The 14,262-nt window shown below is 38.7% G+C and carries 8 protein-coding genes; 3 read left to right on the top strand and 5 right to left on the bottom strand.

Going from position 1 to position 14,262, the window contains the following annotated elements:
- Positions 1–86: 86 nt before the first annotated feature.
- The 5 genes from bcsA to IQ247_RS27680 all read right to left on the bottom strand — a co-directional run bounded on the left by bcsA (position 87) and on the right by IQ247_RS27680 (position 10,073).
- Entirely contained in the window at positions 87–2,693 is a 2,607-nt protein-coding gene (gene bcsA / locus IQ247_RS27660; RefSeq protein ID WP_193924892.1) for a UDP-forming cellulose synthase catalytic subunit, read from the bottom strand.
- 157 nt (positions 2,694–2,850) lie between these two features.
- Complete coding sequence (locus tag IQ247_RS27665; RefSeq protein WP_193924894.1) at positions 2,851–5,223, bottom strand: cellulose biosynthesis cyclic di-GMP-binding regulatory protein BcsB; 2,373 nt, start codon at positions 5,221–5,223, stop codon at positions 2,851–2,853.
- A gap of 88 nt (positions 5,224–5,311) precedes the next feature.
- Positions 5,312–7,648, bottom strand: a complete 2,337-nt coding sequence (locus IQ247_RS27670) for a tetratricopeptide repeat protein (protein ID WP_193924896.1) — start codon at positions 7,646–7,648, stop codon at positions 5,312–5,314.
- Positions 7,645–9,228 carry a carbohydrate porin gene (locus tag IQ247_RS27675; protein WP_193924898.1) on the bottom strand — a complete coding sequence of 528 codons (1,584 nt, stop codon included), beginning with the start codon at positions 9,226–9,228 and terminating at the stop codon, positions 7,645–7,647. Before IQ247_RS27675 ends, IQ247_RS27670 begins: the two co-directional genes overlap by 4 nt.
- Before the next feature lie 461 nt (positions 9,229–9,689).
- The gene (locus IQ247_RS27680) at positions 9,690–10,073 is read right to left on the bottom strand and encodes a hypothetical protein (RefSeq protein WP_193924900.1); all 384 of its coding nucleotides are present in this window, start codon (positions 10,071–10,073) and stop codon (positions 9,690–9,692) included.
- A 559-nt stretch (positions 10,074–10,632) separates the two neighbouring features.
- Here IQ247_RS27680 and IQ247_RS27685 point away from each other — a divergent pair.
- The 3 genes from IQ247_RS27685 (at position 10,633) to IQ247_RS27695 (ending at position 14,152) form a co-directional block, all read left to right on the top strand.
- Complete coding sequence (locus IQ247_RS27685; RefSeq protein ID WP_193924902.1) at positions 10,633–11,268, top strand: DUF3386 domain-containing protein; 636 nt, start codon at positions 10,633–10,635, stop codon at positions 11,266–11,268.
- A gap of 310 nt (positions 11,269–11,578) precedes the next feature.
- Positions 11,579–11,809, top strand: a complete 231-nt coding sequence (locus IQ247_RS27690; RefSeq protein ID WP_193924904.1) for a NifU family protein — start codon at positions 11,579–11,581, stop codon at positions 11,807–11,809.
- A gap of 105 nt (positions 11,810–11,914) precedes the next feature.
- Positions 11,915–14,152 carry a glycoside hydrolase family 57 protein gene (locus IQ247_RS27695; RefSeq protein ID WP_193924905.1) on the top strand — a complete coding sequence of 746 codons (2,238 nt, stop codon included), beginning with the start codon at positions 11,915–11,917 and terminating at the stop codon, positions 14,150–14,152.
- Positions 14,153–14,262 lie beyond the last annotated feature (110 nt).

A 14,262-nucleotide genomic window follows, 5' to 3' on the forward strand; every position in this document is an offset into this window, starting at 1 on the left:
GATGGGGGGATGGGGAGACAAATTAACCATCAACTGTCAACTGTCAACTATCAACTATCAACTATCAACCATCAACTCCTAACTCCTTACAGTTGTTTCAAAAGCTGCTTAATTTTTGAAACTTGCTGGTCTTTAAATTTATCTGGGAATTTTAATTCAACAGTAATTTTACCAGTATTATCTTCTTCTACAGTATCAATTTCGGCGATAAATCGACTGGGTTGTGATTTATTTAATTCTTTGCTCAAAAGTAAACCAACGGGTGGTTTGATAGTTTGCATATTGTACAAATCATTTTCTCCAAGCACTTTATCAGAAGATTTGGCTTTTGTGCTGTCTAATTTGAGACGCAACCCCGTTACTCCTAGGTTGGTGATTGTCCCAGTAAAGCGATCGCCATCTAAATATAGTTCACCAAAAGCAAGTACTTCTTTACGTATCTGTGTATGTTTGGCTGGTTGAATATCCTGTAAGGAACGAATTAAACTAGTAGCGATAAATCCCAAAGAAGCGATTGGTCGATCTGCATATTTACGGTTTTGGGAATACCATTCTTTGACATCAGAATATAAAACTAAGGATAAATAGTCTTTTTGCAGTTGGGTAAGATTAACAAAATTAATCGCAAGGTGGTTTCGTGTCTTGCTAATGGGAGATAGTCTGACAACTCTTGCAGTTAAAGATACTTTTGTACCATAGTCTCCCACGACCTCAATTTCAATTTCATCTGGTAAATTTAACTGTGAATCTAAAGCAATTAAAGCCCCAGTTTCGGAAATATTTACTGTTTTACCAATAATGGTTTGGTCATAACTGAAAATCGTCACAGGGAGACATCTTTGTAAACGGTGTTCCTTACGGATTTGCGGTTTTTCGTAAGCAACTAGTAAAGCAGCCATGACTAAAATTAGGTTTAAGACACACCACATGGTATTGACCAAAACGGCTTCCCAATCTTCTGGACGCAACAATACCCAATAAGGAACAGCAAATAAAGCTAAGATGACAAATGCTACGACAATTATCAAACCGAGCATTGATTTCCAGTCGAAGCTGCGTTTGGTGACGTTTACACCTTTGTCGGTAACGTTAAAGGAACCGTACTTGGGATTGATTAATGCGATTAATGTTACCCATCCCACCTGAAAAGACATTACGAATTCAAAAACTTCATTCCAAAAGCTAAAACGAGCGTTTTTATGAATAATATAATTAGTACTCAGGGAAAGAATAATATGAGGTATGGCATAGGCAAGAGTTTCCAAACCCAAACCTCGGACTGGGTTAACACCAAATAGTAAAAATAAAGTAGGTATTATCGCGTATATTACTCGTGGAAATCCGTATAAAAAATGGGATGTGGCACTAAAATAACAAAGCCGTTGGGGAATTGTTAACTTGAGTTTTGGATTAAATAAGGGATTCTCTAAGCGAAGAATCTGCGCCATTCCTCTAGCCCAACGCATTTGCTGACCCAAGTAAGCGGGATAAGTTTCGGGGGCTAATCCGGCAATCATGATTTTGTCGTAGTAAATAGATTTATAACCCCGTGAATGCAAACGCAATGCTGTATGACAATCTTCTGTCACCGTTTCCACAGCAATTCCGCCGATTTCTAAAGCATGAGATTTACGAATTATCGCCGCAGAACCGCAGAAAAATGAAGCATTCCAAAAATCATTACCTTTTTGAATAACTTTATAAAACAGTTCGTTGTTGACAGGAATTCTACCACTGGTGAGCAAATTACGCTCGAAGGGGTCAGGGTTATAAAACCAATGGGGAGTCTGAACAAAAGAAACTTTAGGGTCATAAAAAAAGCCCACTGTATGCAAAAGAAATTGACGGGATGGAATGTGGTCGCAGTCCAAAATTAATACTAAATCACCCATTGTTTTTCCAAAAGCATGGTTAATATTACCTGCTTTGGCATGATTGTTATTATCTCTAGTTAAGTGGATACAACCAAGTTCGGCGCACATTTTTTTCAGTTCTTCCCGTCTCGCAGCGAACTTTTTGCGACGGGCATCGTCTTCTTTATACTTTTCGGGACGACCATCATCAAGAATGTAAACCTTTTTCTTGCCGCGAGCATATTCGCAAGCTAAGGCTGCTAATGCGGTTTTACGAACAATCCCAATTTCTTCATTATAGGTGGGGATGTAAATATCAACGCTGAACCATTCCGCTAAGGGAATTTGAGCCAGATTAATTGGCTGACGTTCCTTAAGCTTTAAAGTTTGAAAATATGCCAGTACAAGGGTCAAAACTGCGTATAGTTCAGCGATGAATAAGACAATGCAGGCAATACTATTGACCCAGGAATTAAAGTTAAGAGTATAAGAAGTACGGTAAAAAAGGTAACGTGTAGTAGTCACCAAACTCAACCACACCATGAATAAATGGTAATAATGGCTAATTTCTGGGGATGATTCGTCTTTTTCGGCTCTGACAACTAGTTGACCGAGAATAACTAAAAATACTGCGACAATTGCTTGTTGCCATACTTCTAATGGTGTAACAATCAAAGGCAATGAAAAGATTAATGTTAATCCGATCAACCATTTAAAACTTTTGATACCGACTTTATCTAGAAAACGGTCAAAAAATCGCGGAGTAAGGTCAGTTAACCATACACCAGGGTTAAATAAATAACGTTTGTGTCTGTGTTCAGTCTTCGATGAATCTGACATTTTAAAGTTAATATTTTGACTTATTTGTGATTATCTGAAATTTAAGATTGCTGATAATTTAGGTTAGTAAGAAGAACAATGGTATCTGTAGAGACGTAGCAATGCTACGTCTCATGTATTTATTTATTTAGTTAGATTGAATTAATCAAAACCGTGTCTATTTTGTATCGCTCGAATTGAGACGCTTGAGATACAGTTGAACAATTCCGTAAAGAAAGAGTGATATACCAACAATTCCCAGAGGTAGCAACAGCCAATTTTGTTGCAGCACTAAGGACATCTGACTTACAGGGTTGCCTTTATTTATATTATTTTTAGAACTGCTGGTGAAAAAGTCTAATTCATAAGCATTCTCATCGTCAGGGTTAGGATTGTTTTCGTCGCTACTAATTAATACAGTGTCTTCTTTTAACTGGAAAAACCAGGAGTCTTGATCTAAGACTTGTCGTACCCTGTCCAAACCAGATTCCGTTTGAGCAGTTAAAGCCAAAACAACGCGATCGCGATTCCAAGGAGAAATAATTTGTTTAATCATCCCTTGGTTGTTTTCGGGTACTTGAATTTTTGCCTGTTCTTTTTGCTTTTCGTCACCAAATATACGGATAAATGACTGGCTCAAATTAAAACCTTGACTTTTTTCAAGTACTTCTGGTAGAGGGAAATTCTCTTGTGTACCAATTGCCACTAGATGATTGTTATTTTTGACATTATCCGCTTTTGATAAAGTATCAGGTGTATGAACATTGAGTTCAACTGAAGAGGCTTCTGATAGCCGACCTAAACGTTCGCTAAACTCCAATAATGTCAATACATCTGTTGAAGAAGGATTTTGAGGGACAACAATCGTTGTTTTTGATAAATCTTGGGGAGAAGCAAACGGAAAACCAAATTGCAGCAGTTCTAAGTTTGGTAATGTAGCGAAAGTTTCACGCTTCAAATCGAAGCTGGTTTCATTGTGTACCGTACCTATAAGTTGACGATCAGGAATATAACGACACTCTTGATTAGAATCCTCTCTTGCATTCATGCGAAAGAAAACTTCAATCTTGGAATTGGGTTTGATTAACTTTGGTGGTAAATCTAATTTGAGGGTTTTGCGAGTCTCTCCGGATTCATTTGACAAACGCTCACCACCAATGAAGTTACCATCAAGTAACACCTCAACGGTAGAAGTTCTAGGATTGAGTTGTGGTCCGTAGCTGTAAACTAAATTCATCGAACTTCCGCGTACAAAGCGGTCATCTGGTAAAGCTCGAAAATCAATGGTCACTGGTAACGCTTCCGAACCCCGCACCGTGACATCTTTAAATTTCTGGTCGTTTACAGTCTCAATTTCGCTGAGTTGAAAAGAGTTTTGATTAGGTAAATAACCAGACCATTCACGTTCCCCAGGAGTCTCTAATTCGGGGACTTTATCGACAAAAACCACCGGGCCAGTACCCATTTTCCGTTTCGAGGGCTGCAACAAAAACTGCACAGCTTTCTCGACTCCTTTTTCTCCATTCCCAGTAGCAACTAAAACTGGAACACCATTTTTAGTCGAAGTCAAGATTAGAACTCCTCGATCTTCTGCTACAGCGTTCTGCTCTGTATCGAGAATCTGATCCCCTTCAACTGTAACTGGTAAATCTATTTCTGCTAAAGCTGGTTGTTGGCTGGGAGTACCAATAATGACTAACTTTTCTCCAGACTTAACATTGGCGATATCCGTCACTAGTTTTGTATCTACGGAACGGAAATTTGCTTTTCTCCCCAATGAAGCTTGTAAACGAGATGCAGCAGTCAACCATTTAGAATCGATCTGGTTTGGTTGCAGGTAATTAATTTGATTAGATTTTAAATCTAATTCATCAATAATCGGATAAGGATAATAACTGAAGTTTTCAGAAGCTTTTTTGAGTTTATAATCAAAAATTATTTTGGAATCTGGTTGAATCTGCGTCCACAAACTTGGGTCATAAGGGTCTACACATATGTCATAATTTCTTTGCTGAGCAATTAATTTGACTTCGTTATATTCTTTAAGTAACTTCGATGGAATATTCACCAGTAGTTGACCAGTTTGGGACTGTTGACGGTTTAAAGCTATACTACCGACAGCTGTATCGTTCACCAAAACAGCCAAATTAGAACGTTTCCCATCAAGTGCTGTTGAATGTTGAAAGCGAATTAAAGCTTTGACATTCTCTACATCCCAACTACGGGGACGAGTAAAACCTAAAGTACCTTCAGCATAAATTCCTCGTAAACGCATCTGCTTACCCGCAATGGAAGCACTGTCAAAATCTAAACTATGAGTAATAGTACTCCCTACAGTACCAGCCTCGGAAATTGAGTCTATATCTTCTGTTGATGTTTGTTCTTCATCCCCATCCCTCGTGTTTGTTTGCTCAAAGAGAATTTCCGATTCTTGTGTCTGACTTTGATTAACAGCTTGAGCAGTTAATAAGGAATAGGGAGATAGTAAAAACCAACAAAAAATAATAAATACCTTCGTACTGGCTTGGGAAAAATAAACTAATCGTTTCATGAGTATGACTTAATAATGTAATTACGGTTTGAATGGTCTGTGTGAGTATAAAAACTTATATTGCAATTGCTGATTACTGTTTCTGAATCTAATTGCTTATGCGTCGATTAGCATCTTCCCAAAAAGGTTGAAAACCACGTCTGAGCAGAAAATATTCCTGGATTTGTTGCATTCTGCGAGATAATTCTTTATCTGTTACACCCTCTCGATTTTGTAACTGCTCCATTTGTGCTAAAGCAGCCAAAGGTCGATCTAAAATTGCATCCAAATCGGCGATCGCCATTTTTGCGGCTTGATCTTCAGGATTTTGTATCAATATTTGGGAATAAATTTTCTGGGCTGTCTCATATTGACGTTGTTCAAAACGTACTCCCCCTAATGCTGTTAAAGCATCAATATCATTTGGTTGGGTTGCCAAAATTTTCTCATAGGCAATTCCGGCTAAATCCAAATCTCCAATCGCTTTCGATAATTCTCCTTGAACCCTTGTATTCTTAGCAAACTGCTTGACTAATGTTCTTGCTTGTGCGGTATCTCGTAAAGCCACAACTTGTAACAAACGCTTTTGGATTTGTAAATTATTCGGTTGCAATTGCAAAAGATAATTATATAAAGGCTCCCATTCGGAAGTAGCAGGAAGTTGCCCTACCAAACTATATAATTCTGGGGGAGTTGAAGTTGCTTTTTGGGTTGTCAACCAGTTATTAACCACTGTAGTCGCTTGCTGTTGATCGATTCGCTTGGCTTGATAAGCAACATTAACTTGTCCTAACTGATAGATTAAATTTTGCGGTTGACGAGTCCGCAGTTGACTGTAAGCCCCTAAAGCTTGATCAAAACGCTTTTGTTGGGAATGTATTCCCGCTAATGCTCTTAAAGCACCGTTGTAAATTTCTGCATCGTCTGGATTTGTATCTAATACATTTTGGTAAATTCCAGCACTTGCTTCTAAATCTCCTGCTTGTAACTCAATTTCTGCCGTCAACAACTGAGTAGCTAAATTATTAGCACCTTCGGGAGTCGCTTGATAAGCTGCTAAAGCTTTTCTGGCTGCGGTTGTATCTTCCTGCTGCAAATACATTTGAGCAATGCGGAAATTGAGAAAAGGAGCCTCAACACCACGAATCAAAACATTTTCATAACTGGGAATTAATGCTGAGTCACGAGTATTAATTTGGACTAATGCATTGGCTAACTTTTGTAATTCTCCGGAGTCTTGCGGCAAGTTTTCCAGTATAGAAATTAACCTTTCCCTCAAATCCTTGTGACTAATCAAATCTAGCTTATTCTGCAAAGCCAACTGACGTAAAACCAAACTTTGATCATTTGGTAATTTGACAGCAGCTTGTTGGTAAAGTTGTAATGCTGTTGCTTCCTGTTGCGGTAAGCCAGAAAAAACATCGGCAACTTCCAGCAGTAAGGAAATAGAAGGATTGGGATGATCGGCAAGTACTTGTCGGTATAAATTAGCGACTTCTTCAGCAGCAGCCGAATCATTTTTACTCTTACGAATTTCGTTTAAAGTCCGAGCTAAAAGTAACCTAGTATCCGGTTTCCCCCGCAAAGGTTCTAATATAGCCAAAGCTTCAGCCGGTTGTTGATTGGCAACATAAGCTTGGGATAGTTCCCCACGAGTTGTAATTGCCAACAAATCCAGACTATCAGAACGACCTAATTGAGCTTTTAAAACCTCTATGGCTTTCGTGGGATTGCCAGTTTTTTGTAAAGTTCTGCCGTAAGCGATTGCGGCATTTCCAGTAATACTTTTTCCCGTCGAACCATAGCGGTTAAATAGTTCTAGAGCTTGTTGATAATTACCAGCATAGGTAAAAGTTTCCGCAGCCCCTAATACAATATCTGGTGTAGGATTGTTGGCAAGTAGAACTTGGTAATCTGCCACTGAATCGTTAATTCTGCCTTGGTAGTAGTAGAGTAAAGCCCGGAGTTTGCGAGCTTCTATATTCTTAGGAGTGCTATTTAATAAAGTAGTCAGAGACTCTATACCCTTTCCTTGCCACTGCGGACGATAGGTTCCTAGTAAACCCACATTTTTGAGAGCAGATTGATTCAAGGGGTCAATTTCTAATACACGCTGATAGGAATTCCAAGCAGCATCAATGTTTCCCGCACGATTATAGGCGATCGCCAATCCTAAATTTGCCTGTAATGATTGTGGATTACTTTTGAGAGCTTGACGAAACACTTGAATTGCATCGTTTACCCATCCTTTTTTTAAAAGTGTATTCCCTCGCTGGACCAAATTAGATGATTTTTGGGCTTGAACGGGTGCAACTGTCAAAAAAGTTGTCAGTAACAAGTAAACAGGAACCAACAACAGCGATTTGAATGGTTTGAATATTTTACTTTTTGTTTGGGTAATCTGTTCCGAACAAGAATTATTTGTAATTTTTAGTTCCTTACTCATCGAGGGTTTCTCCTTTTTGGAGTAATATCAAACTCAGATTTTACTCTGACACCGAAAACCGACTCATCAAAACTGTCCCTTCCTTGGAAAGACAAGCCGAAACGGAGATTGGCAAGTAATTTTAAATCGTAAAAAAGTTCTACTACATCTGGCTGTTTTCCTTGACGCAGAGCATCATTAGAAAGAGCGCTTCCATAGGCTAAACCAAGTCGATCGTCGGGTGCGAATAAATCCAAGAAACTCAATCCCAAAGAATAAGTATCCGCACCTTCCCCCAAATCCCGGTTCTCGTAACGACCGTAACGTCCAAATAAACCTAATTTATACTTAGGAATAAAAATTTCAGCATTGATTCCATAGGCTGATTCGCGATCGTCCTCCAAAGGTCCAAATTGATTATTACCTCTGGGAATTCCAAAGCTTTCTGCAAATGAATCGCGATTACCTGCATCTTTAGCTGTGGAATAAGTCCCCCGAATAATTGCATTACCGTAACGGACACCAACCTCACCAGCAAAGCCATCCAAACTAAAATTATTTAATCCGTCTGAAGAAGAAAAGATTGCAGCTTTCGCAGCGATATTATCAGTCGCATTCCAGTTAACCAATAAACCCGCTCGTGAACCAATACCCGTAGAAGATAATGCTGGATTTGTTTGAAAAACGGGATTAAAAAAGTGACTTGCTCCATCTTTAGCAAAGCTATTTCGGTCAAAATAAGAAGTTAAATCCATTTGACCGATTACAAAGCGTAAATTAGGTAATCCTTTTAAAGATGTTGCGAAATAAAGTTCATTGATATTTAAGCCTCCACCACGAGAGTCATCAAAGTTATTATCTTCACTGGTTAAATCTAAAGTACCACCAACTAAACTTTGAGGAGTCAACGGATAAATGCCCGTGACTCTTGCTCGTGCTGAAGTATCCCCACCTTGAGTGACATAAACTCCTTGGAGGATCGCAGATGGTTCTCTTAAAGCTTTACGTCTTCCTTGAACCTCTGGCTCTGTTTGTTTTTCCTCGATTGATTGTTGAATGCTTAACGGTACTAGAGTCTCTTTTTCTTCTAACTCTTGTTGGGGTGATTGCAGATTGAGTAGTTGATTAAAAGTTGTTCCTGGAACTTGGCTAATTACCCTTGTCTGAGTACAATTGCTACTTACATTACAGCTTTGAGAAACCTTAACTTGTGTGGGTAATTCAAACCCAAGCTGAATTATTTCTCCTGGGCTAAGTGCAGTAAAATCCTGAAATAATCTGTCACTTTGTAATGAACGGTTAGAATTTTGATTTTTGAATTCACTTATTCTAGTTGAAAGTGATTTTTCCCTAACAGAAACATTTTCTAAATCCTGAATATCGTCTTTCTTCAGAGCATCTACTCTGGTTTCTAGTTGATTTATGAGTGTTGCTCGAATAGCCCCGTTACTTGTTGATGAAGAACTGATTTGTGCAATTGTCGAACCGCTAAATACCATCATCCAGAAAATTGAAAAGGATGCAGAACAAAGCAGGGGATAAATCTTAGAACTAGGTTTCGAGTCGATATTTTTATTAAAATCCAATACGTTTTGGCTCATTACCTTATGCCATACTCAGGTATAATCTATGACTAAAAAATAAATAGTTCGGGGGGGAACACTGATATAAGTTGAAGATACTTTACAGCTTTTATCTTTGTAGATCAAGTACTTTTTTTTTTCAACAATACATTTAATTTTGAGATGCTTTTAATAAACAGTTTTGATAAAAATAAGAACTTGCAGCCTTTTTCTAATCGGAAGCAGAGCCTCCAAATCCTATTTCCCAAGCTGAGTCTGGGAAGCAGAAACAGAGAGACCCTTGGACACTAATAGCTTGAGGCTCCGGTATCAAAAATATTTATGTAAACAAAAAACACGGAGGCAAGTATCTAAAAGCAGCGACTTGCTTCTATTTATGATTAAGATATCTGAGTAATTCGTGGTTTGTTAGCCTAGCTAGGTCAACCGGATAATAATTCACACTTGACTCAGATACTGCTGTCATTCTTCACTACAGTTTATTCGTTTAGAAAACTTTTGAGTCCTGAAGCTTGCAGACGAGACTCAGAAAGTTTCAATTCTTGAAGCAATCGTTCCTTCTGTTGTAAATCTTTCTCTAACCGAGCTAGCTTCTGCTTGTAATTTAAGGAATTGCGATTCAAATGCTGCAATCCCGTTAAAGCCGCAACAGAGATTCCCGCACCAAAACTTAATAAAGTTGCAAATACGACATAAGGTGCAGCTACATCTCTGAGCTTGCCATTAAAGAAAGATTCTTCTTCAAATCTAATTGCGACTTCGTTTTCGCCCATTACCGCTAGAGGTACAGTCAATACAGTGAACACAATACCACAAGCGATCGCAGATGGTAAAATAAACTTACTTGATATAGATAAACTCATTTTTCAAACCTAATAGGTAGATGTATTAGACGAACAATAGCACCCATCAGTTAACATACAGTCCCTTCAAATACCCCTTCTCCGATTAAAGTTAGCAACGTCAAACTGACTCCCACAAACGGAGAAAATTTTAAAGCTAATCTTGATAGTTCGGCTTGATTCTTACCAATGATACTCGGATGCAATTCCTGACTACAAGAGACTGATCGCTTAGCCCTGTGTCAAAAAGCTATGAAGAATACTATCGCGGGCAAAACTTAATATCAAGTTACTTTAATTACATACAAGAATCTGTTCTTCGCATTAACTTGATTCTAATCAAAACCTAATCAAAACGATGAATTCCCAATCCGTTAAACTGGTAAAAGTGAAGTTCCGTTTAGTTAAGCGTCTTGAACAATCCACAGCGAAAAAAGTCCGATTTGTACACATAATCATGGGATTAATCGTTTTGTCAACTCAGAAATTGTTTAATTTATTGTTTAATTTAACAACAATACGAGCCATTAAATAAATTAAACGCAAATCTTGCGACGGGTAGTATCTCGCGGAAAACAAGATGAAAACTTCAAAGACAGCACAAGAGTTATTTCAAACCGCTTACGAAAATCGTTACACTTGGGACGAAGACTTTCCCGGTTATAGCGCTAAGGTGCAGCTAATACAGGGTGAAGAAACTTACACGGGTAAAATACTTGTTAACCGTGATTTGAGTGTAGAAGTGAGTGGAATATCAGACATTCAGGTACAAGAAGGGATTTACATTCAATTGCGGAATGTTATTACCCACTGCAAAACCGCTCCTTTTAATGAAGAACATCAAGAGCATGAGTTTATCCAAGATTCAACAGACGATACACAAGCAGTAGTGATTATTGTCAAGGGAGAATCATTAGATTCTACTTACAAAATCAGAGAAAAGGAAATTTGTCAAGTAACTAGAATAAAGGGAAATACGGCTTTTGTGATTGATACCCACGAGAATCTTGATACAGGTGAAGGTTACATTGCAAATCGTTATGATGTAATTTTTCGTGACCTTCAAACCAAGGAAATTCAAAGTATTCTCAAATTTGAAGATACCTATGAGAAAGTAGGTAAGTACTATTTGATGACCAAACAAGTAGTACAAGATTCCCAAGACGGTAAAGAGACCATCACCGAGTTTAGTTATTTTGATATTAAGCTGGGTTAAAGGTTAAAGGTTAAAGGTTAGAGGTTAGAGGTTAGAGGTTAGAGGTTAAAGGTTAGAGGTTAAAGGTCAAAGGTTGGTAATTCAACCACTATCAACGAATTAACAACAACCATCCACTATCCACTATCCACTAACCACCAACAACCAACCACTATCAACTAACCACTATCAACTAACCACTATCAACCATCCACCATCAACTAACTACCAACCACTATCAACCAACCACTATCAACCAACCACAATTGGTCTAGTATGTAATTAACAAACTTTGAAAACAAACTTTGTCACTTAACACAGGTCAAGGATTATGGAATTAACAAATGAAAATGTAGAAACAGTTCTTGATGAGTTGCGCCCATACTTAATGTCTGATGGTGGCAATGTGGAACTTGTGGAACTTGATGGTCCGATTGTTAAATTACGTTTACAAGGTGCTTGTGGTTCTTGTCCGAGTTCTACTATGACTTTGAGAATGGGTATCGAACGTCGTCTTAGAGAAATGATTCCAGAAATTGCAGAAGTGGAACAAGTAGTGTAGTAGTTAAAGTTAGGAATTAGGATTGAGTGTTACTTAACTCCTAACTCCTAAATCCTGTAAAGACGTAGCAATGCTACGTCTCTACAATTCCTAACTCTAAAGCTTATGTCTCACCCTTTACACGTCGCTTTTATTTGGCATCAACATCAACCGCTGTACAAGTCTCCTGAAGGAAATGCCTCTTCCCATTCCCGTACTGAAAGATACCGTTTACCTTGGGTGCGGTTGCATGGTACTAAGGATTATTTAGATTTGGTGTTGATGTTGGAACGGTATCCCAAGTTGCATCAAACTGTGAATTTGGTACCGTCACTGATATTGCAGATTGAAGATTATGTTGCCGGTACTGCTTTTGATCCTTATTTAGAAGTTGCTTTGACTCCTACAGAACAACTAACTCAGGGACAATTAGAATTTATTCTCGAACATTTTTTTGACGCTAATTACGATACTTTAATTAAACCCCATCCCCGCTACAGAGAACTTTACCAGCAGCGTCAAGAGAAAGGAGAAACCTGGTGTTTGGCTCATTGGGATTTACAAGATTATAGTGATTTATTAGCTTGGCATAATCTAGCGTGGATTGACCCCTTGTTTTGGGACGATCGCGATATTGCTGGTTGGTTAAAACAAGGACGCAATTTTAATTTAGGCGATCGCCAACGGATTTACTCAAAGCAGCGAGAAATTTTAGGTCGTATTATACCACAACACCGCCAGATGCAGGAAACTGGACAGTTGGAGGTGATGACTACGCCTTATACTCACCCAATTTTACCTTTACTTGCGGATACTGATGCTGGTCGGGTGGCGGTGCCGAATATGACTTTGCCGCGAAATCGTTTTACATGGGCAGAAGATATTCCCCGTCATCTAAATAAGGCTTGGGAATTATATAAAGATAGATTTCAACAAGAACCCCGTGGATTATGGCCTTCTGAGCAATCAATAAGTCCGGCTATATTGCCGTATATTGTAGAACAGGGATTTAATTGGATATGCTCAGATGAAGCGGTATTAGGTTGGAGTTTACGAGAATTCTTCCACCGCGATCAATGGGGAAATATGCTGCAACCGGATTTACTTTACCGTCCTTACCGCTTGGAAACGGAGAAAGGTGATGTATCGATTGTTTTCCGCGACCATGCATTATCCGATTTAATTGGCTTTACCTACAGCGGAATGTCGCCTGAGAATGCAGCACAAGATTTAATCGCAAGATTGAATTGTATTGCTCAAATGCAGCAAAATAATCAAAGTGAACAACCTTGGTTAGTTACTATCGCTTTGGATGGTGAAAACTGTTGGGAATTTTACGAACAAGATGGTAAACCATTTTTAGAAGCTTTATATGAAGGCTTGAGCAACGAACCGCAATTAAAATTAGTCACAGTTTCCGAATTTTTAGAACAGTTTCCTCCCACAGCCACCATCAAGGGAGAACAATTGCACAGCGGTTCTTGGGTAGACGGTAGTTTTACTACTTGGATAGGAGACCCAGTAAAAAATCGAGCTTGGGATTACTTAACTCATGCAAGACTTACATTAGCCAATCATCCCGAAGCCACAGAAGAAAACAATCCCGCAGCTTGGTCAGCTTTATACGCAGCAGAAGGTTCCGACTGGTTTTGGTGGTTTGGGGAAGGACATTCATCAAATCAAGATGCCATTTTTGACCAGTTATTTCGGTTACATCTGCGGGGAATTTACCAAGCTTTAAACGAACCCATACCAACTTATTTAAATCAACCCTTAGAAATTCACGAAGCACGAGCAGATCACCGCAACACCGGATTTATTCACCCAGAAATTAACGGTAGCGGTGACGAACAAGGTTGGGAAAAAGCCGGACGTTTAGAAATTGGTGGTGCAAGGGGAACCATGCACAGTAGCAGTGTAATTCAACGATTGTGGTATGGATTAGACCAATCGAATTTTTACTTACGCATTGATTTCAAAAGCGGAGTACAGCCAGGAAAAGATTTACCACCCCAATTAAACCTGTTGTGGTTTTATCCTTACAAAGTCATGCATAACAGCCCTTTACCTTTAGCAGATGTACCGGATGCTGCACCAGTTAATTATTTATTTCATCACCACTTAGAAATTGATTTGTTAACTCATGCAATTCAATTTCAGCAAGCTGGTGAATACTCCCAATGGTATCCTCGTCAAAGTCATGCAAAAACAGCTTTAAACACTTCTTTAGAAGTAGCAATACCGTGGACAGATTTGCAGCAACCCCCAGAATCCCCGATTAGACTTGTTGTAGTACTCTCCGATCAAGGACGCTTTCGTAATTATTTACCAGAAAATAGTTTGGTAGCCATTGAACTTAATTAAAAAGAGAATTGGTAATGGGTAATTGGTAATGGGTAATGGGTAATGGGTAATTGGTAATGGGTAATGGGTAATGGGTAATGGGTAATTGGTAATAAAGAACAGTTATTAAT

Origin of the sequence: Plectonema cf. radiosum LEGE 06105, from assembly GCF_015207665.1 — a bacterium.
Taxonomy (GTDB): domain Bacteria; phylum Cyanobacteriota; class Cyanobacteriia; order Cyanobacteriales; family Nostocaceae; genus Rivularia; species Rivularia radiosa_A.

Bases quoted from the DNA above. Each gene is read 5' to 3' on its own strand.
- IQ247_RS27685 (WP_193924902.1), top strand. From the start codon at position 10,633: ATGAAAACTTCAAAGACAGCACAAGAGTTATTTCAAACCGCTTACGAA.
- IQ247_RS27675 (WP_193924898.1), bottom strand. From the start codon at position 9,228: ATGAGCCAAAACGTATTGGATTTTAATAAAAATATCGACTCGAAACCT.
- IQ247_RS27665 (WP_193924894.1), bottom strand. From the start codon at position 5,223: ATGAAACGATTAGTTTATTTTTCCCAAGCCAGTACGAAGGTATTTATT.
- IQ247_RS27680 (WP_193924900.1), bottom strand. From the start codon at position 10,073: ATGAGTTTATCTATATCAAGTAAGTTTATTTTACCATCTGCGATCGCT.
- IQ247_RS27690 (WP_193924904.1), top strand. From the start codon at position 11,579: ATGGAATTAACAAATGAAAATGTAGAAACAGTTCTTGATGAGTTGCGC.
- bcsA (WP_193924892.1), bottom strand. From the start codon at position 2,693: ATGTCAGATTCATCGAAGACTGAACACAGACACAAACGTTATTTATTT.
- IQ247_RS27695 (WP_193924905.1), top strand. From the start codon at position 11,915: ATGTCTCACCCTTTACACGTCGCTTTTATTTGGCATCAACATCAACCG.
- IQ247_RS27670 (WP_193924896.1), bottom strand. From the start codon at position 7,648: ATGAGTAAGGAACTAAAAATTACAAATAATTCTTGTTCGGAACAGATT.